This is a genomic window from Streptomyces sp. NPDC001787 (assembly GCF_040297465.1).
Taxonomy (GTDB): Bacteria; Actinomycetota; Actinomycetes; order Streptomycetales; family Streptomycetaceae; genus Streptomyces.
Genome location: NZ_JBEOZE010000057.1, coordinates 1 through 23,943 on the forward strand (window position 1 = coordinate 1; position 23,943 = coordinate 23,943).

The 23,943-nt window shown below is 69.5% G+C and carries 17 protein-coding genes; 9 read left to right on the plus strand and 8 right to left on the minus strand.

All coding sequences use genetic code 11. The features are described from left to right. Nucleotides 1-1,090: 1,090 nt before the first annotated feature. The 7 genes from ABT170_RS39835 to ABT170_RS39865 all read left to right on the plus strand — a co-directional run bounded on the left by ABT170_RS39835 (nucleotide 1,091) and on the right by ABT170_RS39865 (nucleotide 12,191). A complete protein-coding gene (locus ABT170_RS39835) occupies nucleotides 1,091-1,954 on the plus strand; it encodes a hypothetical protein (RefSeq protein WP_351876010.1) in 864 nt (287 codons plus the stop codon). A 71-nt stretch (nucleotides 1,955-2,025) separates the two neighbouring features. Next, nucleotides 2,026-4,329 carry a type IV secretory system conjugative DNA transfer family protein gene (locus ABT170_RS39840; RefSeq protein ID WP_351876013.1) on the plus strand — a complete coding sequence of 768 codons (2,304 nt, stop codon included), beginning with the start codon at nucleotides 2,026-2,028 and terminating at the stop codon, nucleotides 4,327-4,329. Between the two features lie 412 nt (nucleotides 4,330-4,741). Next, a complete protein-coding gene (locus tag ABT170_RS39845; protein ID WP_351876016.1) occupies nucleotides 4,742-5,887 on the plus strand; it encodes a conjugal transfer protein in 1,146 nt (381 codons plus the stop codon). A 178-nt stretch (nucleotides 5,888-6,065) separates the two neighbouring features. Further along, nucleotides 6,066-6,368, plus strand: coding sequence for a hypothetical protein (locus tag ABT170_RS39850; protein ID WP_332757006.1), 303 nt, complete (start codon nucleotides 6,066-6,068; stop codon nucleotides 6,366-6,368). Nucleotides 6,369-6,424: 56 nt separating this feature from the next. After that, nucleotides 6,425-6,886, plus strand: a complete 462-nt coding sequence (locus tag ABT170_RS39855) for a hypothetical protein (protein ID WP_351876020.1) — start codon at nucleotides 6,425-6,427, stop codon at nucleotides 6,884-6,886. Further along, nucleotides 6,886-9,834 carry an ATP-binding protein gene (locus tag ABT170_RS39860; protein WP_351876023.1) on the plus strand — a complete coding sequence of 983 codons (2,949 nt, stop codon included), beginning with the start codon at nucleotides 6,886-6,888 and terminating at the stop codon, nucleotides 9,832-9,834. Before ABT170_RS39855 ends, ABT170_RS39860 begins: the two co-directional genes overlap by 1 nt. Next, nucleotides 9,834-12,191, plus strand: coding sequence for a hypothetical protein (locus ABT170_RS39865; protein WP_351876026.1), 2,358 nt, complete (start codon nucleotides 9,834-9,836; stop codon nucleotides 12,189-12,191). Before ABT170_RS39860 ends, ABT170_RS39865 begins: the two co-directional genes overlap by 1 nt. A gap of 87 nt (nucleotides 12,192-12,278) precedes the next feature. Here ABT170_RS39865 and ABT170_RS39870 read toward each other — a convergent pair whose 3' ends face one another. The 8 genes from ABT170_RS39870 to ABT170_RS39905 all read right to left on the minus strand — a co-directional run bounded on the left by ABT170_RS39870 (nucleotide 12,279) and on the right by ABT170_RS39905 (nucleotide 18,887). After that, on the minus strand, nucleotides 12,279-13,370 hold the full coding sequence (locus ABT170_RS39870; RefSeq protein ID WP_351876029.1) for a hypothetical protein: 1,092 nt from the start codon (nucleotides 13,368-13,370) through the stop codon (nucleotides 12,279-12,281). A 107-nt stretch (nucleotides 13,371-13,477) separates the two neighbouring features. Continuing rightward, on the minus strand, nucleotides 13,478-14,716 hold the full coding sequence (locus tag ABT170_RS39875; RefSeq protein ID WP_351876032.1) for a hypothetical protein: 1,239 nt from the start codon (nucleotides 14,714-14,716) through the stop codon (nucleotides 13,478-13,480). Nucleotides 14,717-14,902: 186 nt separating this feature from the next. Then, nucleotides 14,903-15,676, minus strand: coding sequence for a metal-dependent hydrolase (locus ABT170_RS39880; RefSeq protein WP_351876035.1), 774 nt, complete (start codon nucleotides 15,674-15,676; stop codon nucleotides 14,903-14,905). Between the two features lie 8 nt (nucleotides 15,677-15,684). Then, nucleotides 15,685-15,900: a hypothetical protein gene (locus ABT170_RS39885; protein WP_351876038.1), complete on the minus strand. Its 216-nt coding sequence runs from the start codon at nucleotides 15,898-15,900 to the stop codon at nucleotides 15,685-15,687. A gap of 34 nt (nucleotides 15,901-15,934) precedes the next feature. Beyond that, nucleotides 15,935-16,147 (minus strand): hypothetical protein, encoded by a 213-nt coding sequence (locus ABT170_RS39890; RefSeq protein ID WP_351876041.1) that lies wholly within the window; start codon nucleotides 16,145-16,147, stop codon nucleotides 15,935-15,937. Between the two features lie 652 nt (nucleotides 16,148-16,799). Further along, nucleotides 16,800-17,303, minus strand: a complete 504-nt coding sequence (locus tag ABT170_RS39895) for a hypothetical protein (protein ID WP_351876044.1) — start codon at nucleotides 17,301-17,303, stop codon at nucleotides 16,800-16,802. Further along, nucleotides 17,296-17,649, minus strand: a complete 354-nt coding sequence (locus ABT170_RS39900) for a helix-turn-helix domain-containing protein (protein WP_351876047.1) — start codon at nucleotides 17,647-17,649, stop codon at nucleotides 17,296-17,298. The genes ABT170_RS39895 and ABT170_RS39900 overlap by 8 nt, the downstream gene beginning before the upstream one ends. Nucleotides 17,650-18,626: 977 nt before the next feature. Next, a complete protein-coding gene (locus ABT170_RS39905) occupies nucleotides 18,627-18,887 on the minus strand; it encodes a hypothetical protein (RefSeq protein WP_351876049.1) in 261 nt (86 codons plus the stop codon). A gap of 688 nt (nucleotides 18,888-19,575) precedes the next feature. Here ABT170_RS39905 and ABT170_RS39910 point away from each other — a divergent pair. Together ABT170_RS39910 and ABT170_RS39915 are read left to right on the plus strand one after the other, a co-directional pair. Next, a complete protein-coding gene (locus tag ABT170_RS39910; protein ID WP_351876052.1) occupies nucleotides 19,576-20,004 on the plus strand; it encodes a hypothetical protein in 429 nt (142 codons plus the stop codon). Between the two features lie 175 nt (nucleotides 20,005-20,179). Next, a complete protein-coding gene (locus ABT170_RS39915; RefSeq protein ID WP_351876054.1) occupies nucleotides 20,180-23,830 on the plus strand; it encodes a hypothetical protein in 3,651 nt (1,216 codons plus the stop codon). Nucleotides 23,831-23,943 lie beyond the last annotated feature (113 nt).

Consider the following 23,943-nt stretch of genomic DNA (forward strand, 5'->3'; position numbering starts at 1 on the left):
CGGCCGGCCACCGCTCGAAATGCCCCACCAGATGGTCGGCCGTCAGCCGGTACTGCCGGTGCGTATGAATGAAGGGCCGGGCCCACCACCGCCCTTGCCCTATCCCGCCTCCACCTCCGAGGCCGCGGCACAGCCGCGGCCCGGACCGACAACGGCGCCCTGCGGGGCACCTCGGGCCCCGCAGGTGCGCGCCTCGCTTCCCTTCGTGCTCCTAGTCCCCGTCCTGGTCCCGCTCGGGCCGTCACGTGCCCGTCGACCCTCTGCTGCGCCGTTCAGGCCGCTCCGCGGCGGCACCACCCCGAGTACCGGCTGCGGTGTACACCCTGCGGCCCCGAGGAGCGCCATGGGTACACGGCCGCTCCGCGGCGGCCCCAGCCGTCCGTTCGCCGCCTCAGGGACCGCCAGCGCGCCCAGGAGCACCTTCGAGCCCCTCTCGTGCCCACACCGCCGCCCCGGCACGTAAGGGCACCGGTAGGTGAGCCGGCCGAGCCCCCAGGCGAGACCGCGAACCACCGGGCCCGACACCAACCCACCATCAGCACCACCCCGCACCCTCGCCGCGCAGCGGCCCGACCCCGCCCGCCGGTCGCCTCCGCCGCGGAGCGGCCCGGCAACCAGCGCGCAGCGCACCACCGCATCCCCGCCGAGCCCGTCAGGGCACACGGCGCCCCGCGCCAACCCCCGCCAGGCCCGGAGGGCCGCCCTCTCCTCTCTTCCCCACTCCTTCCTGCCTTTACTTCCGCCACTAACGGCACCTGCGCCGTGGAGCCGCTGCGCCTCTGACCTGGGCGTACGGCTACAGAGCGAACAGGTTTCCTCCACCAGATCAAGGTGTCCGGTCTGGTTGGTACTTCTCGGGCCGTTCGTGTTCGTCGGGATGGTAGGAGAACCGATGCCGAGGCCAGTGTCGAGAGAGGTCACGCTGCTCCCTGAAGGGGTGCCGCCAGCGACCCCACGGCGGCGTGCGGCGGTGCTGCGGAAGGCGTCGGCCGGAGGAGCTCCGCGGGGTGATGGAACGGCGCGGGGCGATGGGTGGCAGCGCACGGTCGCTGACGAGCTGATGCTCGCGGGCGCCACACGGTTCGGCGTCATGACTGTGCGCCAGGCCGCACGCCGGTACTGGCATGGGGTGGAGGAGACGGCTCGTCAGAGAGTCCGCTGGCTCCGCGAGGCGGGCTATCTGCGCATGTCCTCGGATGTCCGCTGGGCGGGGGCGTGCGTGTGGACGACGGCGCGCGGCGCCCGGGCCGGCAGCACTGAACTCCGCCCTCCGGAGTGGCCAGGGGAGCGGTTGCTTCACCGCCTGGCCGTGACGGACGCCGCGTTCACGTTCGAGCTCGGCGGCGCCCGGGTGCTCTCCGAGCGCGAGGTCCGACGTGCTGAGGCGACGACATCCGGTCGGGCGGAGCAGGTCGCTGCTGCTCTTACGGGGCAGCCCGGTTCCACGCTCGACGGCAGGGGGCGCGAGCGGTTCCTGTGTACTCCGGTCGGTGCGGGCGGCCGGGTCCACTACTCGGATCTTGTGGTTGCCGCGCCGCTGGGGCTGGTGGCGATCGAGGTGGAGATCACGGCGAAGAGCCCTGCGGAGATACGCCAGGTCCTGCGGTCGTACCGGGACGCGCGAGAGGTCTTTCCCCAGGTCGTCTATTTCGCCACGGAGCCGGTGATGGCGCTCCTGCACGGTCATGCACACCCGCGCACGGGTGCCTGGTCGGACGGTGTCGCGCAGCAAGTCGGGCTGCTGCCTCCGGGGCCGCCGCAGTACCGGCCCGATAGCCCGTTCCTCGTTCGGCACTTCCAGCCGAAGGACCCCGGCGTCGCCTATCAGCTCGACCTGCGGCAGGTGCCGGACACCCGGCGGGTGGATTTCACGCGGTGGAAGCAGTTGCGCGAGCGGTGGTCAGCAGAGGCGTCCGGCGTCGGATTCCTGGCCTGGTGGCAGCAGCAGGCGTAGCCGGAGAGAGGGCGCGCGGTGTGGATCAAGAGAACAAGGAGAGCGGGGATGGCGTGGATCACATGACGGAGATGAGGCGGGCTGAGGACGAGTCCGTAGCCGCGTGGCTGGGTGCGGTCTGGGGGATGACGCTGCTTGCGGTGTGCGCGCCAGCCATCCCGATTGCCGTCGCGGGACGGCTCGCGGTACGGGCGGGCAACCAGGCATGGCGAGTCCTGTCGGCCGCCGCTGCCGTCTGCGCCGGCGTGCTGTTCGTTGTGGCGTGGGTACTGGAGGGAACCGCTTCCGGCGCGGTCGACTGGCACGTCGCGGCAGTGGTCGGACTGTGGCAGGACATCGCGGTCGCGGTGGGGTGGAACCTGCCGCACGACATGTCCGTGACGGCTGCGCTGGGCTGGATGGTGCCGCTGTCAGTCCCGGTGGGACTGGCTTCGGCGGCCGTGTGGATCGCGGTGGCGGACTTCCAGGCAGGGATCGAGCCGCAGTTCGAACTCGACGAGGTCCCCGCGGTGGCGGAGCTCAGCAAGGCCGAGCGGCGTGCTGCGGGCAAGACCGCCGCCCGGATGCAGACCGGCGCGTACACGGACGCCACGACGGTGCGCCGTGACTTCCTCGGCCGGCAGGTGGAGATACCGGGAACGGTCGGCTTCGGTACCGGTCTGGCCGGTCTGCCGGTCGTCGCCGAGCACGACGGGTTCCTGCGCCCGACGTTCGTCCAGGGCGTGCCCGGCTCGGGTAAGACAGCCGTGACCAACTCAGTCGGCGCGCAGCTCATCGGGCTCGGGTCAGGTTGGGTGGTGGTCGACTTCAAGGGCGGCCGGGACGTGGCCGCGCACTACGCGGAGGTGGCGCAGGTCCACGGGCGCCGCTTCCTCCACTTCGACCTGGCCGACCCGAACGGCTCGCCGTACACGCCGGTCGCTCCTGGTGCTCCGTCGTCGCCGGCGTTCTACGACCCGCTGGTACGAGGCAACGCCACGTCGAAGTCGGACATGCTCCTGAACTCGGTGGGGCGCGACGGGGACGCTGCGGTCTACTTCCGCAGCGCGTACGAGTACACGCAGCTGGCGTACCAGGTCGCCGACTGGTCGGGCTACAACGTGGGCAAGGGCGGCTTCGAGTGCCTCGTCGACCTGCTCGACATCGAGTTCCTGCAGAAGGTCGCGGACGGGATCGACATTGACGCGGTCGCCTCTCGGGTACCGCCGGCTCAGCACGTCGCGGCCCGTCGGGCGGTGCACGAGGTGCGCGAGCGGGTTGCCACGATGGTGGCGAACTGGCGGCGTGATGAGCTCACGCGGTCCGCGGTCGCGGATACGCAGCGCCTGATCTCGACGTACAGCAACGGTCCGGCGGCCGGGCAGTGGCTGCGCCCTGGGCCGATGGAGCAGACGATCGACCTGCGCCGAGCGGCACACGAGGGCGACATCGTCGTCTTCTCCCTGAACGTCTCCACCTACGGCTCGCTCGCCAGGACCCTGGGAACCCTGGTGCTGCTGGACATGCAGAACACCACGGACATGCTGCGGCGCGACATCGCTTCGGGCGTGGCCCCGCAGTGGCCGCTGTACATGCAGGTCGAGGAGTTCGGTTCGGCGACCGGCGATGCGGTGCTCGGCCTGTGCAACAAGGCCCGTGACGCGATGGTCCGGCCGATCCTGTCGACGCAGTCGTGGGCGGACCTGGTGGCCGTGGACGGCACCGGGGTGTGGGCGAAGCGGGTGCTGGAGACGTGCGGGAACTTCCTGTGCCTGCGGGTCAACGGGGCCGAGGACGCCCAGGTGCTGTCCGGTCTCACGAGCCAGGTCACGAAGATCTACGCCCGGATGCAGCACCAGCTCGACCGTCACGGCCGCCGTCGCACGAAGCGCGGCGGGCTGATCCAGCGGGATCCCCGCAGGGAGCCGCGGGTGCCCGCTTCCGTCTTCCAGGACCTGCCCGACCACCACATGGTGTGGATCACGAAGCACCCGACGCTGGCGACCGTGCACACGGTCGAGGAGGGCCCGAACCGGTGGTGGGAAGCAGTGCACACCGTGCTGGTCGACGTCGCCGCGCTGCCGTCGGTCCGGCCGCCGGTTGTGGAGTGGAGGTCTGACGGGAGCTGGGGGCGGCCCGGGCAGGAGCCGGTGGCGCTGGTGAAGCCTCCGGCTGCGGTTCCCGTCGCGCCGGAGAGCGGCGTCCCCGGGCAGCAGGCGTCCACGGCCGGGGGGTGGAGCGCGGCTCCGGCTGCTCCCGTTCCAGCGCCCGGCCGTACGGCCGTTGAGGTGCCAGGGCAGCAGGCCCGGCAGGCGGGCCCCGTCAGCAGCGCATCGGACCACTCGGACGGTGATGCCGACGGTGGTTGGAGCTCCGTCATGTCGCAGTTCGACTGAGCCTCCCGCCGGCGCACTTCAGCGGGGTTGGCCGGTCGGCCCCTGAAACTGCTCGTCGCAGTCACCGCGCCCGCGCCGGGGGCCTTCGTCCCGACACCGACCCTGTCCGCTTTCTGTACTTGGAGATGACGTGACCCATCCGCAGCCCCCGTACGAGGGGACGACTCCTGCCCATCAGCACCCGCCGGTGCAGGATCCTTGGGCGCCGCAACCCCAGGGCCCGGCCATGCCGTCCGGGGGGCCGCCCCCGGCTGGTCCCGGACCATGGGGTGACCACACTGCCCCGGGACAGGCACCCTGGTCCGGCCAGCCGGCACCGGCACCGGCAGCACCAGCCGGGTACAACCCGGTACGCGCAGCTGAAGAGCTGTTCGCCCAGGGGGCCCCACCGCAGGGGCAACCCCCTCAGTACATGCCGGCCCCGGCGCAGAGCCCGGCCGCGCACCCCCAGGCGGCGCCGGCTCAGACGGCCAAGGAGAAGAAGAAGCAGGAGAAGGAGGCGAAGCGGAAGGCCAAGGCCGCGGCAAAGGCCAAGCCGGGCAAGTCGAAGGACGCCTCCACGCCCGCGGCCGCCGGGGAGCGGTTCGATGTCCCACGGCCTGGCGGACGGCTGAGCGGCGGCCGGGCAACCCACATGGCCGCCAGGATGACGGCCATGGTGACGGTCTCACTCCTGGCGCTGGGCACGGTCGGCGTAATGGCGTACACCGCCGGACACCCCGCTCCGGTGGAGACCGGCATCACCGACGAGCAGGTCTCCCAGTACCGGCTGTCCCCGTTCCCAGTAGAACGAGCGATCGCCTTCGCGGACCGCTACGCCCGCCTGTGCGCGAACCAGAACCCCGAGCAGGCCGAGCAGCGGCGTCAGGCCATCGCGCGTCTGTCCTCCTCCGGGGTGGACACCACGTGCGGGTGGGACGGCAAGGGCAGCCAGGTCGTGGCGTACTCGGTGTGGTCCGGCTACATGGAGCCGATCGCCGAGTACCCGCAGCACGGCTACTACATCGGCATCCAGGTTCAGCTGACCACGGGGGCGCTGCGGACCTTGTCCGTGCCGGTGTGGGTGGACGACCTGAAGTCAGGCAACGGCATGCGGGTCGTCGGCGACGTGGGCACGCTGCCGCAGCCGGACCAGGCCACCCCGCCGACGGTGAAGGACCCGCTGCAGGTCGACTCCGAACTCTCGGGAGATCTCCAGGGCAAGCTGTTCGCGGACTTCTTCACCTCCTGGGGCTCCTCGAACGGCACGACGCTGACGCGCTACGTCGCGCCGCGAGCGAGCAGCGCCGCCACGGCGGGCCTTCGCGGTGCGCTGGATTCCCCGAAGGTGTCCGACGTCAAGGTGCTGCTCCCCAAGGGGGTGGGGGCAACGGACGGCCACAAGTGGAAGGTCGACGATGTCACCTGGGCGCGGGTGAGCGTGCAGTGGAAGACCGGGAGCGCCCATGTCACCGAGCGGTACCGGGTGCAGATTGTGCTGACCGACCAGGGCTGGTTCGTGAAGGACATCCGTGCCGGCGTCCCGGACGAGGCGGGCGGCAAGGCTCCCGCCTCCTGACGTCCGCGGCGGCCCCGGCCTCCGGTGAGCCCCGCCCCTTGCCCGCCGGTATCGGCACTCAAGGGGCGGGGCTTTCTCATGGCCGCCGGCGCCGGAAATCCGCGTCCAGAGGGGGTGTCCGCTTTGGGATCTACAACGTGAGCGTCGGAAATCCGCAGCTCACGCAAGGTGAACGCTCATGTCTCAAGCCCTCTCGACCGTCGCGGCCCTCAGCCCGGCGTCTCTGCACACGCTCGCCGCTCCCTCCGTGGACGGTGTGCTGACCAACCTCGGCACCGAGGTGAAGGTGATCGGCCTGGCGCTGGCCGGTCTGATGATCGTGGTCCTGGGCATCAAGGTCATCGTCTCGATGAAGGGTGGCCAGAGCCTGCGCGAGGCGATACAGAACCTCGGCGTCCTCGGCCTCGGCGTCGCGATCATCGTCAGCGGCGCGGTGATCCTCACCATCATCCAGGGCCTCGCGACCAACACGCTCAAGTAGCGGCTGCCCCCAGCAAGGCGCAGCCGACTGGGGGCAGCTCCACACCAAGGAGCTTCATGGACTGGCACGACGGCGACGGGATCGTCGCCCACGACTACACGCGGATGAGAGACCGCCCGAAGCGGATGTTCCGGCTGGGTGGTCCGCTGCCGCAGTGGATGCCAGGCATCAACATGCAGGCCTGCGGCGTGGCCTTGCTGGTGGCCCTGTGCTGGGGGCTTCTGCTCGGGCTGATCAGCCTCGTGATCCCGCCGATGCGCGACGTGTGGTGGGTGACCGCCACGTTGTTCGCGCCTCCTCCCATCCTCGTCGGATGGATGTGGTCCCGCCCCATCCCCGGCAGCCAACTACGGCCCGGCTCGGAGCTGGTGGTCCGGCTCGACTACGCCTTCCGGCAACCGCGCCGGGTCCAGGGCCTGGGGCGGTCCGAGGAACCGCAGCGCCTGCACTGGCAGGTCATTCTCTGGTCCCCACCCGGCGGACCTTCCACCCGCAGTACACGAAAGGAGGTCTCCTGATGGGGGCGCTCATCATCGGGTTCGTGGCGATCGTGGCCGTGCTGGCCCTCGCGTGGTTCCTCGTGCCGTCGAAGAAGGACGACCTCGCCGACGAAGCGAAGAAGGACAAGAAGCCCACCAGCGGCACCGGCACACAGGCGCGTGAGGACGCCCAGCGGCTGCCGTACCGGTACGCCGACGACACGATGTTCATCCACGGGGACTCCGTGTGGACCGCGATCCGGCTGACGACCCACCCGGAGGAGCTGGCGTCACCGGAGGAGCTCACGGCGATGGCCACAGAGCCCGGCCGGGTCTTCGCCGCACTCGGCCGGTCCGGCCGGCCGGTGGAATGGCACCTGAAGATCGTGGAGAAGCCGGTCGACGCGGCCGCCGAGACCGCGAAGATCGTCGACGCGGCGTGGCTGCCGACGGCCAACTTCCGTGCGTACGTGGAGCGCATCGCGGAGTACCAGCAGCGGCTGGGTGCCTCTGAGCGTGAGGTCGCGCTGTTCATCAAGCTCGGGTCGCTGACTCACGGCCCGGCGGTGGACCTGGGGGAGACGGCTGCTGAGGCACCGCGCGCCCGCGGTGAGGCCCGGCCGGGGCTGACCGCGCGGGCGGGAGAGTTCGTCACCGGCGTGGCGGAGGAGGACCTGGCCCCGTCCACGATCGAGCGGTGGCAGGCGGTCGCGGCCTCCGTCCACCAGGCGTTCGGCAGGCTCGGCGAGCCGCTTTCGCGCGCCGATCTCGTCTACCACATCCGCAAGCCGCTCTACGGGCACCTGCCGGTCCCCAAGGAACCGCTGATCCACTCCAGGGCCTGGGGCCGCAGCCAGTTCGACCTGGTCGTCGACTTCCGCGGTGACAACTCGAGGCCGACGCACATCGAGATCGAGCAGGTCGACGAGGAGACCGGGCAGCAGCTCACCTCGTACACGACCACGCTCGTCGTCGCGTCGTGGCCGGAGAACGTGCGCTTCCAGCAGTACCAGGCGTGGGCGCGGCGGGTAGGGGAGCTGGACTTCCCGGTGGACGTCTCCTGGCGCGGCACGCTGCTGCCCGCCGAGCGGTTCACCAAGGAGATCAGCAAGATCCACAACAACCTGAAGGACGAGTACGAGGACATGGTCGCCGGTGGCCGGACACCGGACCAGCAGCTGACCGACCAGGTTGCCGTGTCCAAGGACGCGGTCGACATCGCCGTGGACAACCCGCGTCCCGGGTTCGAGGGCCGGATGCGCTTCACGGTCTCCGCGCCGACGGTGGAGGAACTGAACCGGCGGGCCAGCGAGCTGAAGAAGCACCTGGAGCGGCAGGCCGGGGTGGAGGTGCTGCGTGCCAAGCGGCTGCAGTGGCGCCTGATGCAGGAAGCCCTGCCGGGCGACGACCCGAAGCTGCCTATCGCCCCGTACCAGCGCATCCAGTCCCTGGAGACGTTCGGGATCGGCCTGCCCACGGCCGGGGTCAACATCGGCGACCGCACGAGCCGGGACCGCAGCGGTCACGTCCTCGGCTGGAAGGGCCCGTTCATCGGCTGGTCCGGCCGGTTCCCGGTCCATTACGGCCTGCACGTCGGCCCGGCCCGCAACATGGGCGCCGGCGTCGCCTGCGCCGGTGCGTCCGGCGGCGGCAAGTCGTCGCTGGGCCTGCTCAAGTTCTTCCAGGAGTCCGAGTCGGGCACCGAGTGCGTGGCGATCGACCCCAAGGTCGACTTCGCGCAGATGTGCTACTACCTCGCCTTCGGGGCGCAGGTGAACGACCCCGACTTCGAGCGGGAGGCGGCCGAAGGCACCATCGGCACGGCCTACTCGAAGTTCCAGCCGGTCAATGCGGAGTTCTGGGCCGAGACCCGGGTCATCGACCTGCTCAAGTCCCACGACGGTGTGTTGGACCCGTGGTCGATCACCCCGGATGTCCACGCCGGCCGGCTGGTGGCGGAGACGATGTTCGCCGGGTTCATCGGCCAGCAGATGTGGCAGCGGATCCAGGTGCCGGTCACCGTCGCTATGGAAGCGGTGCTCGACCGGTACGACCAGCGGCTGCAGGCCGCCATGTCACAGGGCGCCAGTGCCGCGCAGGCCTCGGACACCACACCGCGGCCGACCGCGTGGGAGGTCGTGCAGAACATCGAGGAGCAGCTCGCGGCCGCGCAGGAGGACGCCGCGAGCCGGGCCGACAAGCTCGCCGAGCTCGAGCTGGCCGTCACCGTGCTGCGGTCGCTGCGGAAGATGCCGTACGCCAGGTTGGCGTTCGCCAAGGAACCCCGGCCGTTCGAGACGGTCCGCCGGCGCCGGACGGTGATCACGCTGCGCGGTCTGGAACTCCCGCAGGACGACAACCCGGACAACTGGCAGGCACCGGACCGGCTCGCGTCAACGATCCTGCAGATGGTCATGCGGATGGCGAGCCAGATGCTGGACGTCAAGCTGGAGCAGCACCCCGTGACGGGGAAGATGGCCACCCGCCCCAAGGCCCTGTTCGTCGACGAGAGCTACGTGGTGACCGCGACCCCGGCGGGCCGGTCGCTGCTGCAGCGCGCCCTGAAGCAGGGCCGTTCGTACGCGATGGTCGTCTACCTGATCACCCAGCAGGTGACCGACCTCATCCGGATCGAGGACGCGGAGTCCCGCGAGGGTGGCACGAACCAGATCCACTCCGCCTTCATGTTCCTGCAGAAGTCGGTGGAGGAGGCCCGCCGGGTCGCGCCGATGCTCAAGCGGGACCCGGACGACCCGCGGGTCATCGCCTCGCTGATGGAGCCGCACCTGGAGACCGGCGTGTGCATGTACCGCGACGCCGACAACCGGGTGGGCACGACCGAGATCGACTTGGTCTTCGCGGAGCTGCTGCGGGCCACCGACACCAACCCGAAGACCAGGCCCGCCCGGCAGGCGGTCGATCCGCCCGCCGACGTGGCGGGCTGGTCGTTCCAGAGCGAGATGAACGACCTGGAGGTGGCGGCCTGATGAGCGTCGCACTCACCGCTCGGCTGATACCGCCGAAGCCCCGCCGTGGTTCCGCACGGGCGGGCATGACACCCCTCGCCGTCCCCGCGGGCAGTCTCCCCGCGCCCTGCCGCCGCGGTTTGCTGGCTCGCGGTGTCCGCCGGACAGGCGCGGCGGCACGGGCGGGCGTCTTCACCGTGCTGACCGTGCTGGCCGTCGTCCTCGGTACCCCCATGTCCACGGCGCAGGCGGCCCCGTTCGGGCTGGACTGCATCGGCGTACCGGGCAAGGGCAACTGGGGGCCCGAGTTCTACGCCTCGGCGTCCACCGTGCTGCTGCCGTCGGCTCAGCCGGAGTACGGGCCCGAGCCGACGGCCGACATGAGCAAGAAGACCGTCGCCCGGAACTACACCCTCTACGAGCTGACCAACGGCCGGGGGCTGCTGTGGTCGACGTACAAGAAGAACGTCGACGGTGACGACTCCTGCTCGATCATGGACGTCGCCGGCAACTGGATGGCCCAGACCGTCTTCGAGTTCAGCAAGTCGCTGGGCAGCTTCAGCCTGGCTATCCAGGACCTGGCCATGAACACGGCCCCGTTCCAGGACCTGTACCAGGGCAAGGACGGCACCGCCAACAGCCTGGTGGCGAAGCTGTACGCGACGGTCTGGGCCCCACTGGGCACCGTCATGATCATTCTCTGTGGCGCGTGGGTGGTGGTGCACAGCCGGACCAAGAGCCGCTCCAAGGTGTGGCAGGGCCTGGGCGGCATGGTCGCCTCCCTGTTCATCAGCGCGCTGCTGCTTCAGGGGTCCTGGTACACGACCGTCACGTCTGAGGCCGACAAGGCCATTAACGGGTTCTCCTCGGCGATGACCGAGGTCATGCTCCCGGAGAACGCCGGCACGAAGACGGCCGACCCCTGCTGGCTCGCCGAGGGCGTCCCGAACCGGGCCAAGCGCACCAGCTCCTGCACCATGTACAAGGCGATGATGTTCACGCCGTGGGCCGCAGGACAGTTCGGGCAGAACGCCAACACCGTCATCGACAGCGGCTGGAAGGGCGACGCGAGCGGCGGGTGGGACACCGACGACTGCTCTCTCGGTTACCGGTGCACCGACATCCGCACGGCCCAGGTGATGGCGCAGACGTACACGCGCGCCGACAACCTCGACTCCCTGGGCAAGAAGAGCGACTACTTCGAGAAGGTCGCCAAGCAGATGGCCAAGGACGAGCGGAAGAGCCGGTTCAACGACTGGCGGGGAGCCAACCCGTCCTCCCGGATGCAGGTCGCGCTCGCCTCCGGTGTCTCCAACGTGATCCTCGCCCCGTCGATCGACATCGTCGCCCTGTTCAAGCTGTTCTGGGAGGGGTTCATCCTCATCCTGATCATCGTGCTGCCGATCGTCGGTGCGGTGGCAGCGTTCCCGCCGGCGACGTTCGCGGCACGGGAATGGGCGAACGCCTTCACCATCTCCTTCGTCCTCAAGGCCATCGCCTGGATCGCACTCACCCTGCTGATGGCGATCTACAGCCTGATCCTGGGCAGCAACGCCTCCCTGGGCGTCCAAGTGCTGATGATCATCTTGACGGCGGCCGGACTGTGGCACTTCGCGATCAAGATGGGGAAGGGCGCCAAGCGGAGCGCCGACCAGGCCTTCGAGGCGAAGGCCGCGTACGACGACGTCACCAGCCGTGCGGGGGGCTTCGCGAAGACCCGGGCGCGGTCCGCGGCCCGGCGGGTCATCGGCGACCGCCGGCCCAGTCCGCGAGGGACACTACGGCCGCAGGGACCGAAGGGACCGAGCGAGTCAACATCTGGACGCGGCGGTTCGGGTCCGTCCCGGCCCGGCACCTCCGGTGGCAGGCGCCCCTCTCCGAGCACCACGGACTCCCCGACGGGTACAAGGCGTCCGGAGCCTGTGTCCGGGCGGCGCCCGGACACAGCGAGCGGTGGCAGGTCCCGGGCGGACACACGCGGCGCCGACCCGGATGCCACGGCGAAGACCAGCAAGCGGGCGGAAGGAAGCGACAGCAGGGCAGGGGCGGGAGACGACGTCTCCCGCCCGGCCGCAGGGCGAGGCCGGACGCCCGCGCCGACGTCCAGGCCTGATGGGAGCGGAGGTCCCGGCGGGGAGGCAGCGACTGCGGCTCCGCCGACCCGGGCGCCGTCCCCTCGGGCGCGTGCGAGCCGTCCGGGGCCGGAGCCGGTGTCCATCTCAGGGCCGGACCGCTCCGATCCCGTCCCTCGTCGGCGTTCACCGCGGCCTGCTCCGGCCCCGGCCCCGGAGTCGGGTGAACTTCCCCGTCGGCCGACGAGCCCCAGGCCGCCGGTCGATGAGACGCCGCCGAGGCCTCCTGCCCCGCGTGAGGACTGAGCGGGGCACGTAGGCAGACAGGAAAGGGGCTCGGCCACGGGATCATCCCGTGGCCGAGCCCTTTCTCCTTGTCCCGGCTCCGATGGTTCAGCGGATCGCCATGGCTGTCGCTGCGACGCCGCGCTGCCGCCGGTCTCCGTGCCGGAGGGCAGCCGCTCGTTGTCCTGTGGTCGCCAGCCGGCGCCGCCTCACCGTGAGGTGCTGGAGGTGACCTGTCGCTTCCGCGGCGGCCAGCAGGGTTACCCGGCGGTCGACGTACTGGTGAGCAGCCTTGTCCCACAGGCCGGCGAGGTCGATGGACAGGGACTCGTCAGCAAGGCCGGCGTGCGGCGCCGTGACCAGGGTGACGACGTCGGCCGTGTCGATGCTCAGCACCCGGGCCAGATCCTGGTCCTCGGCGACGAACCGGCCCAGTGCCTCGACGAGTTCGTCTGCGGAGCCGTTGAGCGCGTAGGCCTGCACCCTGGCTCCGGGCTCATCCTCGACACGGGTGAGGGTGACACGACCGGGCGGCAGCCGGTGCACCACTGCCACCACGCCTCCGTGGCCGACGAACGCCTGACGCTCCTTGGGACCGGACTGCGTCGCCGAGAGCCACAGGCGCCCATCGCCGTCGCGCACCTGCTCCGGGGTCCCGACGTCTGCGGACCGGAGGCGGTGCAGCCGTGCCCGTACAGCCGCAGGGACGCCGGAACGGATCACGACGACCAGGAGGGTCAGCGCGGCTGCGGTCGACAGTGAGGATGCGGGAAACACCGCGGCGGTCAGCGCGGTGACGCTGATCGCCGCGTGGCACAGCAGCACGGTCACAGCGCGGGAGCCGCGATGCCGGGTCGGCAGCCAGGCGCCGGCCGGTACCGCGAGGGTGAGAGCCCACATCGGTACGACCTCCCATGAGGCGATCGCCTCGGGGACGCCAGCGGCCTCGCCGACCCGGCTGATGACAGCGGGGATCCACATCATCGTCACGCAGGTCGACATCATGGCCGTCGCGACGGTGCGGTTCGCCCTGAGCCACAGGAGGAAACCGCCCAGGGCGCCCACCGCGCAGACGACGAGTCCTGCTGTGGGGCTCGCTGCTGCCAGCTGCAGCGCGACGAGAGCGGCACCGAGCGCGCCGACGGTGGCGAGTAGACGACGCGAACGCGGTGAGATGCGTGCGGTCTGCGGGATGGTCATGCCGGGGCCGTCCTTCTGCTGCGGGGGTGAAGCCGCCTGGGACGCTAAGGACGGAAGCGGACAGGGTCCCCGAAGACGTGTCTTCGGGGACCCTGTGGCCGATCGGTTCAGGACGTCGTGAGGACCTCGGCGTCCAGCAGCTCGTCCGCCCACGGTCCGATCTTCTTCCACTGCTGGTCGGCAGTGAGGATCCAGCCGGTGGCGGTGTCACCGTTCTCGACCTTGGCCACGGCCTGGCCGTCGGGGAAGACCCACAGCTCGGTCTCGTCGTCGCTGCCTGTCGCCGCCGGGAGCGCCTTGGGCAGCTCCTCCAGCTTCAGCTGGGACCCCGCGGTGGTGAACCGCCACATCTTCCGCTCGCTCTTGGCCGCGGAGCCGCTGTCGACCAGACCGGACATGCCGTCCGGGGTCGAGGCGCCGTTGCCGCCGGCGCTGACGCTCAAGGGGAGGGCCGGCTTGCCGTTGCTTCCCTTGACGTAGCTGAAGGTGACCTTCTCGCTGCCGGTGCCTGAGGCCGGGTTCGTCCAGCCGGTGTCCACCGTGCCGTTGACGGTGCGGGCGCTGGCCGGACCGCTGGCGACGGGGACGCCTGCGGCGTCGACGAGCCAGCAGCTCCACGGGGTGAAGCCTTCCTGGCCGGGGTTGCGGGAGAACGCCGTCTGGCACTCCTGGCTCTTCCAGTACGCCTGCACTTCGGCGGGGACCTCGTGCTTGCGCGCGGTGTGGTTGCCGGCCTGCCAGTCCTTGATGTCGACGGACCACAGTGATGTGATCTTGTACTGGTCAGCAGTCGAGCTCGACCAGGTCTCGCCGGCGGGGCTGTCAGCCGCGGTGGTCTGGAACCACAGCTGCGGGGACTTCGGCGCCCCGGTGAACTGAGCCCCGGACACCGCCCCGGTCACGCCGGCGGCGGTCAGCTGCTCGCGGGTCAGGGTCACGACGGCCTTGTCGGTGCCGGCCGCGGCAAGGTCGGCAACCTTGAGCTCTCCCTCGGGGCCGCTGGCGCTCATGCCGCTCTCACCCAGCAGGGCGTACTGGAAGGAGCTGTCGAAGACGCGGCTGCGGCTGCCGGTCCCGGCAAGCTGGCCCTGGGCGGCCGGCTCGGGAACGGTGACCTGCTTGCGGATCTGCAGCGTCTCTCGGTCCAGCGCGGCGACGGCGACGCCCTGGTGGGCGACGAGGTCCTTCCCGGGACGTATCTCAAGGCCCAGGCCCGGCGTCTGTGAGGGTTTCGCGCTGCTGTCCTTGCCAGGTGTGCTCTTACCGTCGTCCCCCGAGCTGGAGCAACCGGCCGCGAGCAGGACGGCGGCCGCGGCCGCCACGGCGCGGGTGGGGAAGCGGTTCATGTACCTCTCCTCGAGCTGGTCCGCCGGCACTTCGGGCGACGGAGTGGTGATCACAAAGTCGCGGCCATTTGACCACTGACTGTCCACCCGGGCGAAACCGGCTGTGCCGGTGACCGGTGGATTTCCGCAACAACCGGCGAGAGGGCACTGGCCAGCCGGGCCCACGGGCCAGTCGCCGCGGCGGGGTCATCCGGACAGGATCAGAGCCTGCACCTCCGGGATCGCGAACGCGGTGCTTGCCGCGGTCGAGAGGGCCAGGACGGGAACGAGGACGGTCTTCTCGAAGCTGCCTCCGGCGCGTATCCGCATCGCCGCTGGCGGGGCGAACTCCCACCACCTCTTCCCTCGATGCACCAGCGGCCAGGCCAGCGGGCACCCCTGCTTGGTGATCATGTCGCCGAGGCAGTGGGTGAGAGACCCGACCGCGACCGCCAGGCCCAGTACCGGATAGCCCCGCCCGGGCGGCAGCCACCAGACGGCACCTGCCGCCGCTGCCGCAGTCACCAAGGTCGTGACCATCCACCCCTGTCGTCTTGCCCAGCGGCCCATCAGGCCCCGGATCGCCAACCCGAGCATCAGGAACAGCACGGTCACCGCCGCCGGCTTGCCGAGCAGTCCGCACGCAGTACTGACCAGGCCGCCGACGGTCGCGGCGAACACAGCGGTGTGCGTCAGGGTGCGGTGCCCGCCCGTCCGCGGAGCTTCCCGGGCCGTACGGGTCAGGTTGTAGACCGCCGTCGCGGCCCGGTCGACCCCGTGCGACAACGCCGTGGAGACCGGCCCGAACGTCCTGGCGACGGTCGACGACGGGTGGTCGATATCTGGCAGCAGGGCCGCCCCCGCCGAGACTGCCGCGCCCACCGCGACCTCAGCTCCGGGAAGGGTGACTCCGCACATCTGCAGGCCTGCGGCACCGGCCATCCACACGGCCACCCCCGACAGGGCGTGGGTAGGTCCCATCACCATCGTCAGGCCGCCTGTCCGAAGAGGTCCGATACCAGGCTGGCGAGGAACTCGAGGGTGGGCGGCACCCACCGGTAGGTGACATCGGCGATGCCCCCCACGAACGCTGTGACGAGGTCGCGGATGCCGCCCGCTCCGTCATCGCGTACGTATCTGAGGACGCCGCATACGAGGCCGATGGTCAGCATGGCGGTCAGCAGCCACCGTGCAACACGTATCACTGGAGGATCCCTTCGAAGGTCCGTTGACGCGTCATCACCCGACCTGGTCGTCGAGCTGACTGATCAGGTCCTTCATCGACTCCCCGAAGTCCGTGACCGTCTCGGTAGTGCGGTCCAGCCAGCCCGGATCAGTGACGTCGCTGCCTTGGCCTGTCCACCGCCAGAAGCCGATGACGGCACCTGCGGCTACGAGAGCAACCAGGACGCGCTTCAGGACTCCGACCGGACCACGAGATGGTGATGACATGGTCGGATCGTGCCTTCGAAAGCGGACACCCCTGGGAGCGGCAGGTTGAGGCACCGGAGGGCTTCGTCCGTCGGCGCTGCCCTCGCGCGCACGCGCGCGCGTCCTGTGGTTGCTGTTACTACATCAGGTAGGACGTCAACCACGATGGTGAGCAACTTCAGGTATCAGGGGGCATGGTTCAACGGAAGGCCCCCTAGGGCCTGGAGTGGTGCGCGAAGCGCAGAACCATGACCGGTGGATGGTCCAGCGCATCCAGGGCGCTGGCGCGGGGTGGCCGGGGGCGGCGTTAGCCCCCGGCAGTTGATGAGCCCGCGTAGCGGACGAACTCTTTGTCAGGTTGCGGCTACGTGTGGTTGAGCTTCGTCTGGGTTGAGAGTTCGTCTGGTTAAGGCTTCGTATGGTTAGGCGCCAAATTCTGGCATCTGCGGAGGTCAGAATCTGGTCCTTCGGAGTGTCAGTTGTTGGTCCTCCGGAGGACCAGATTCTGACCTCTCGGAGGGTCAGAAAATGACCCTCGGGGCCAGGCGCTCAAGCCGGAGGGTCAAAAAATGACCCCTGGGGCTGAGCAGTGCTGATGCCAAGCACACTGGGGTGAGGAACGCGAAGGCCCCCCATCGTCAATGACGACGGGGGGCCCTGATTGCAGTGCTGTTCAGTCCTCGTCAGCGGCGTTGTAGGCCTCGTAGAGCTCTGCGAGCGACGCAGGACCCGTGTAGCCGGCTTCCGGTTCTTCGTGAACCACGTACACCGTCTGCGTGCGCAGTGGGTTCCTCGGGTTGCGCCCGGTGCGCCAGTCAGCGGCACCGATGCCGCGCAGCTGCTTCAGGTACTTCCGGAGAGTGGTCTTGGACTTGATGCCGGAGATGTACAGGAGCTTGGCCTGCCCGGGCCAGACCCGCATGTCTCCGAAGTTGTCCTTGCGCTCCTGGTTCACATGGACGTAGAGAGCCCAGTAGAGAGTCTTCGCGCCGGGAAGGATGTCGGCGAAGAGGACCCAGTCGGGCAGCTGGCTGAACGGGTAGCGCCTCCGTCGGCCGCGTTCGAAGCTGGCATCCCCTGCGAGATCCTTCGGGAGGCCATCCTCCGCGACGTCCTTTGCGAAGTCACCTCCTGCAGAATCTTGCGTGTCCTTCGGCGGGCCTGCTTCCTTACCCATCGAGCTTCACCCCCGTAGGAGGGGTGCGGTTGAGGACGTACCGGTTCGGCAGCCGGTTGCCGTTGTCATCGTGGCGCGGTTCGACTGAGATGGCTCCTGCTTCGCGCAGGGTGCCGATGTTCTTCTGCAGGGTTCGGGTGGAGACCCCAGTGAGGGCTGCGAGCTGAGTCAGAGGGATATTCACCTCGTCGTCCTTTGCCAGCAGCGACATGTGTCCGTAGAGCCATGCTTCGATGCGGCACTTCTGAAGCACCCACTCGGGGATGATGGCGAGCCTGACTCCTGAGCGGTCAGTCGTCCTGCCCAGTTCGACCACCATTTCTTCCGTTTGGTCTTGTTCTGTCACTGCTCGACGTGCTCCTGTCCTTTCGAGAGTGACCCGCTTCATGGGGTAGAGCCCCGCATCCCGCGTTACTCTCGAAGTCGTAACGAGAAACGAACGGTCCCCTGCCGGCCAGCATCGGGGGCCGTTCGTGTTTTTTGATCACCTTACACCCCTGAACGATGCTGCACGTGGTGAACAACGATGCAGGAGACGAAGCGTGTCGCCTCGTCTGGCGTAAAGGGAGCAAACTGCGCTGCAGATCCGGGTGATGAACCGGCGCGGCGTCAAGAAGACACGGCCGTGACTCACCGGTCAGAGATGTATGTGCGGGCTGCTGGACGGGGATAGGGTGACCCGCAGCGGCGGTAGATGAGCCGTCCGCTACTTCGACAACCCCACGGAACCAGAAGAGCCCCGCGGCTCAGCTGCAAGTCAAGGCCTGGAAACCTATGCAGCGAGCACCATGCGGGGCGTCCTGGGAGACCTAACTCGAGGATCGGTCTCGTGAGCACCAATGTACCCGCATGCCTGCGGGAGGACGCAACAACAGATAGGCCCACCGGGCGGCGAGTCTCTCGCCGGCTTCCGGTGGGCCTTCGTGCGTCTGGCGTCAGTGCTCTCCGTGGTTCTCACCCAATGGAGGCGGGTTTCAGGGACTCAGCGATCAGTGCTCCCCCTGCTCTGTCCGTCGCTGACCTCTCGGAGGTCCTCATGACCTAGTTCCTGCTGCGGACTGGTGAGGCGTGACCCGTGTGGCGCGGGTCCTCGTACTGCTCCAGTCCAGGCCGTTCGCTCGATGTGGCGTCGAGTTGGCAGCCGCTTCGTTACTCGGGCCCCGGTACGGGCCCGTTGGTCCCCCGCACATTCGTGCGGTTTCAACCGGTTCGCGCCGGACCCGCCAGGAGCGGGCCCTTTTGCGCTCGCTTTTGGCATCACGAGCACGGAGACATGATGCCGTACACCCGCGCGCGCTGCCAGCCCTCCTCAGCGGCGCGCCGTCAAGTAGCTGAACCGAGCACATCCCAAAGCACCCTGCGGTTGCCCTTCACCCTGATCACGTCGAAGTCCGACCAGTGGGTGAGCGGAACGGCGTCCCGGCGCGTGCGCACGCGCCGGGACTGGATGAAGGCGGTCCGCTGGATGGTCGCTGCCGGTGTGCGGAAGGGGGCGAACGCGACGACCGTCCGGGTAGCCGAGGACATCGCGGCCCGGATGCACCGCAGCAAGGACGGCACCGTGGCGTACTGCCAAGCCGCCATGCAGAGGCGCCTGGGACTGTCGGAGCGGTGCGTCGCCGTCCACGTCGCGATCCTGCGTGAACTTGGCCTCCTGGCGTGGGTCGAGAGGGGCAGCTCGCTTCGCAACTCTCTGCGGAGCAGGCGCGGAGATGCCTTCGGGCCGCACATGGGATTTCGACGGTCGGCGACGATCTACGCCCCAGTAGCTCCTCGCGCGTGGGATGACGCGATGGGGCACCGGATCGATGGCGAGGGCTACTGGGCGCGGCAGTGCGGGGTCACCGAAGAGGGCCGCACCCAGGCCGTCGCGCAGGTTCAGAATGATCAGCAGAGGCGACGGCTGAAGCCTGTGGATAACTCTGATTCGTGCACCCCTTCTGTGTGGGTACCTAAGCCCCGTACTACCTCTACTTCTACTGGGAGCTCTCAAGACACTGCGCGTACGCGCGCGCAGCGGTCCGGAAGCCAGCGGTCGAAGGCCGGCCATCGGGCCAAGGGGGCGACAGCGTTCACGCCGCAACAGGCGGCGTACTTCATCCTGGAGACGCAGTTCGTCAAACTCCACACGTGGTGGACACAGGGCTCGTGTGTCCGGCAACTCGCGTACGCTCTGCGCCCGCTGTACTCGGCCGGCTGGTCCGCGCAGGACTGCGCGAGGGAGCTTGCCCGCTGGACGGTCCCGCTTCGGCCCCATCGTGTCGCCGCCTACGTGGCGTCAGAGATCCGGCGCCGTGCCAACACCGGTCTGCTCTACCTGCCTGAGGGGTCGGTAAAGCCTTATCGGCAGGTGCCCGTGCGGGAGACGACGGAGCCCGAACGGCTCGGGGCGATGGCCGCGAAGTGGCAGGCCGAGTACGGGCCTGCCTGGGACGCCTCGGCTGAGATCCGTCGGATGTGCCGCGAGAGGCTGCGGGCGCAGCAGACTCCCGGTCGCCGGCAAGGGCGACGGCCCACGGCGCTTGCCGAGGCCCGGCCGGAGAGGGTGCTGCTGACGTCGGCCGAGATCGAGGAGCTGCATGCCCACTTCGCTCCGATCAGATCTTGTGAGGATCTGTGGGCAGAGGTGGAGGAGCGGGCTGCCGCTCGAGTTCAGAGCGGTAGCTGGGAGTCCGCCCCGGTGATCGTCGACCCGCGGTGAGGTGGGGAGACGGGAAGGTCCGTTGCAGTGCTCGCAGCGGAATGCCGCAGGCAGGTTGTCGGAGCGTGGCCGCCGCAAGCTGTTCGGCAGCGGTGGTGATGTTCAGAGAGTCCGGCGCGGGCGGCCCCTTGGCTGGCAGGCTGAGGCCCAGCTCTTACGCACAGAAGGACGATCGATGCCCCACGAGGAAGCCCAGCTCCTGGACCAGGCACTGGGGGAGTACTCCCGTGACTCGGTGCTGACGATGCTGCGTGCGGCGTTGGACTCGCCGGGATGCGCCCGACTACATGATCATCTGCTGTTCGCTTGGAGTCGCGCCCTGGCCAGCCCCGCTGCGGAAGGGCAGCAGGCGGGCGCCGGAGACCTCCCCGGCGTTCTGCATGCCGCCCTGCGAGCGGACCCTACGCGCGGCATCACCACCGGCCGGATGCCCAACGACCCGGCGGATGCGGTGCGGTTCACCCTCGGGGAGAGGTCCTACCTGATTCACCCTGGTGAACTCGACCATCCACTTATGGTTCTGCGAGCACTCCGTGATACCGCCGATGCCGCGGATGAGCACCTGGTCGCGGTGCGCGGATTCGGCATCCGGGACGTCCTGGAACTCGCGCTGCGACACACCGACCACACCGTCAGGCACCTCTCGCCGACGTGGCCTCCAGCCACCGCCGTGGAACCGGCACCCGAACAGATCACGTGCGAGGTCACATCCGCCGAGGTGACCGCTGCGCGCGAGATCGGGACCGACCATGTGACCGGAGCCAACTTCTCGGGGGAACCGGACCGGACAGCGGCCGCGCTCGCCTACCTGACCCGCGACATCACCGAGCTGCCTCTCACATACGCACCCGGTCTTCCTCTGCTCGGCCCGACTCTGCTTGTGAGGAGCATCGACGGCCGCACAGAACCTGTGCCTGCATCGACTGCCCTGGAGGCCGCGGCCGCGGCAGCAGGTGATCTGTTGCAGGGACACCCGATACCGGACGATGCCCAGTCGAACCTTCGCCTTCGCACCGTCACACGCGTCGCACGACTCCTCGGTCTCCGGGAGGCACCCACCCAGCCCGACGAGGTGTGCCGGATCAGCTCGCCGTCGCACCGACTGGAGATCGCCGTCGTCGCCACCCTCACCGACGATCTGGCCGCCCTCGTGGAGAAGGCACGCGCCGAGCTCTTGAGGACCCCATCCGGGACCGGCCGGCTTGTCGTCTACGCAGGGCCACGATTCCTCGGTCGGGAGGTGGTCACCGACACGGTCTACGTCCACGTGGAGGAGCTCACCGAGATCTTCGCCGCGGCCGACGGCGACCTGGCCATGGTCGTGTTGTGGGTCCTGGAGCTCACCCAGCACCCCGGGGCGGACGCAGTCGCCTACTACGACGTGCTGGACGCCTGGAGCGCTTGGCACGCCCAGGCGACCCTCCTGCCTCCCGGCCCACCGCAAGAGGGTGTGGCCCTGGTGGATCCGTACGGCCGGGACGTGTCGTGGGAGCGCGCTGCGCTGTGGGCATCGACGGACACCCTGCTGGACTCGGCCGGGCTGCCACCGGCGGTCGACTGGGACCGCTGCCGTCTCACGGCGGCGCAGCAGGGTGAGGGGCGATGGGCCGACCTGGCACAGAACCTTCCGGAGCGAAGGGTGCGAGTCAGCGTGAGCAGTCACCCGCCGCTGGTCATCGTCACCACCATCAGTCCCGAGCCAGGTGCGCTGCTTGACGAGGCCGCGTTCACCGGCTTCGCCGACGGAATCCGCGGCACCCTCGCCGGCCATCTCGACCTCACGCGCCACTTCACCTTGCCGGGACGCCAACCCGTCATCCTGCACCTCAGCGAGACCGTCGCCCCTCACGATCCGCCTGCAGGCCGCCCCACGGACGTCCCCGCCGACGCGCTGGCCGTGAAAGTGGGTGTGGACGAACAGGCCGCCCGGATCGACCTGGTGCTCGACCCTGCTCTTCTGGCGCGGTTCACCGAGGACGGTCACCACATCCTCGGCCGGATCCTGCACCAGACCATCAGCCGGATCCGCACCTCCCACGGCGCCGGCAGTGGTCTGGCAGCCGACGCGTTCAGTACCGCCTGGGACGCAGCCGTCCCGGTGATCACCTGGTACGGCAATGACCCGTTCGCTCCACCTGCCGCGCCGGCCCACTGCCTGCCGAGCACACCGCATGTTCGAGCTCGGGCACTGCGCCTGGCCGCTGAAGCCGTGCGGGACGCAGGTGTACCGGCAGGCACGTTCACCGGGGCCGAAGCGTTGCGTCGGGGAGGCCCGGCCGAGCAGCTGTTGCATGCCCTGGAGGGTGCACTCGACGGACATCTCCGTGCCTACCGTCCGGCCTTGGTCCCGACCCTGACCCGACACCTCAACGCTGCTCTCTCCGCACGGAGCCGCGGCCAGCAGGAGGCCATTCCCGGAATCATCCGCGCTGAGGGGAGCACCTGGGAAGAAGAGGCCCGCCGCCGGGAGACCGATGGCGCCGCAGTCACCGCCGCCCTCCAGGCCCTCCTTCAACAGGCCCTCGCCACACCGCCCGCAGGCGATCAGGCTGCCGACCTCATCGCCGTCGCTGATCTCGTCGCCTTCACCGAGCTTCTCCTGCGCACCGCGCTGGTGGCCGTCCCAGCAAGCCGGAAACTGCACTCCGCGAAGCTCACCGTCGACACCACAGGCGTCTTCACCTTCGAGATCCCCACCACCGCTGCCACGAGGAACCCGGCTGAGGCCACCGAGGCTGGACATCTCGGCTTCGACACGCTCGCCTTCCGCCAGGCTCAGGAACAGGCGTGGCTCGCCCGCGCCCGGTCCTCCGACCTGCAACCCATCACCGCTCAGGAGCTGTTCGCGGCCCGGCGCGCCCTTCGCACTCCAACCGAGTTCACCAGTCTCAATCCGCCGGCCGGCAGCACCCTCGCCCGCGCCGACCGGGAGCTGACCGCGCAGTGGGGCTGCGGGCTCGACGCCCTGGCCGCCGTCCTCGCCACCGCCTCTGACTGGCCCGTCGAGGCTGACGGCATTGCCGCGACCAGCAGGGAGGACATCACCCGCGAGGCCGCCGCCTGGTCCCAGCTGCCAGAAGGCCAAATCCTGGCCGCCGTCGACCAGCTCCTCCTCCACAGCGGCAACGCCACCGCGACGCACGCACATGCCTACGCCGAGGTCGAACGCCGGATCCGGCCCACGACCCACCCTCTGATCGCTCATGCCGACGGCATCCTGATCGCGCCCTGGCTCGTCCACACCGCCCAGCAGCTCTACGCCGCTTCCCTCAGCGACAGCCGACTGCCCCGGCCCGACACACCGCCGAAGGTAGCCGACCTCCTGGACCGCTACCGCCAGCAGCAGAACAACCAGCTCGAGACGGACCTGGCCGATGCGGCAGGCCGTGCCGGCCTGCCGCATCGGCCCCGCTTCGACGTCGGACCGGCAGCGCGCGCCGGCATCCCCGGACTGCCGGGTGAGATCGACCTGCTGGTCGCCGATTCGGCCCGGGGACGGCTTTGGGTGGTCGAGGCGAAGAACCCTCACAGGGCGATCAGCAGCCACAGCGTCGCCCAGCATCTCGACCGGTTCGTCCGCTACCGCAAGAAGCTCCTGGCGAAGGCCCAGGTCCTCTCCGCCCATGCGGAGGCGGCAGCGCGGGCATGCGGAGTGGACACTCCACGGGACTGGAAGGTCGTCCCGATCTTCGTCACCCGCAACATCGACCCGGCCGCCTTTACCTCCGACCCGGGTGTCGCGTTCACCAGCATCGGCCACCTCGCCGCGGTACTGGGCAGCGCCACGGAGCCGGATATCGGGTGGAACCCCGGCCCCAGCAGGTGAGAACCGGGGGTCGAGGAACAACGCTGCCGGATATTGGGGGGGGGGGGTTTGTATAGCCACCCGACCCACGGGGTGGGGGGGGGGAGGGCGGGGGGGAAGAGAGGTGGGGGCCG

Bases quoted from the DNA above. Each gene is read 5' to 3' on its own strand.
- ABT170_RS39835 (WP_351876010.1), top strand. From the start codon at position 1,091: ATGACTGTGCGCCAGGCCGCACGCCGGTACTGGCATGGGGTGGAGGAG.
- ABT170_RS39840 (WP_351876013.1), top strand. From the start codon at position 2,026: ATGAGGCGGGCTGAGGACGAGTCCGTAGCCGCGTGGCTGGGTGCGGTC.
- ABT170_RS39845 (WP_351876016.1), top strand. From the start codon at position 4,742: ATGCCGGCCCCGGCGCAGAGCCCGGCCGCGCACCCCCAGGCGGCGCCG.
- ABT170_RS39850 (WP_332757006.1), top strand. From the start codon at position 6,066: ATGTCTCAAGCCCTCTCGACCGTCGCGGCCCTCAGCCCGGCGTCTCTG.
- ABT170_RS39855 (WP_351876020.1), top strand. From the start codon at position 6,425: ATGGACTGGCACGACGGCGACGGGATCGTCGCCCACGACTACACGCGG.
- ABT170_RS39860 (WP_351876023.1), top strand. From the start codon at position 6,886: ATGGGGGCGCTCATCATCGGGTTCGTGGCGATCGTGGCCGTGCTGGCC.
- ABT170_RS39865 (WP_351876026.1), top strand. From the start codon at position 9,834: ATGAGCGTCGCACTCACCGCTCGGCTGATACCGCCGAAGCCCCGCCGT.
- ABT170_RS39870 (WP_351876029.1), bottom strand. From the start codon at position 13,370: ATGACCATCCCGCAGACCGCACGCATCTCACCGCGTTCGCGTCGTCTA.
- ABT170_RS39875 (WP_351876032.1), bottom strand. From the start codon at position 14,716: ATGAACCGCTTCCCCACCCGCGCCGTGGCGGCCGCGGCCGCCGTCCTG.
- ABT170_RS39880 (WP_351876035.1), bottom strand. From the start codon at position 15,676: ATGGGACCTACCCACGCCCTGTCGGGGGTGGCCGTGTGGATGGCCGGT.
- ABT170_RS39890 (WP_351876041.1), bottom strand. From the start codon at position 16,147: ATGTCATCACCATCTCGTGGTCCGGTCGGAGTCCTGAAGCGCGTCCTG.
- ABT170_RS39895 (WP_351876044.1), bottom strand. From the start codon at position 17,303: ATGGGTAAGGAAGCAGGCCCGCCGAAGGACACGCAAGATTCTGCAGGA.
- ABT170_RS39905 (WP_351876049.1), bottom strand. From the start codon at position 18,887: ATGGCGGCTTGGCAGTACGCCACGGTGCCGTCCTTGCTGCGGTGCATC.
- ABT170_RS39915 (WP_351876054.1), top strand. From the start codon at position 20,180: ATGCCCCACGAGGAAGCCCAGCTCCTGGACCAGGCACTGGGGGAGTAC.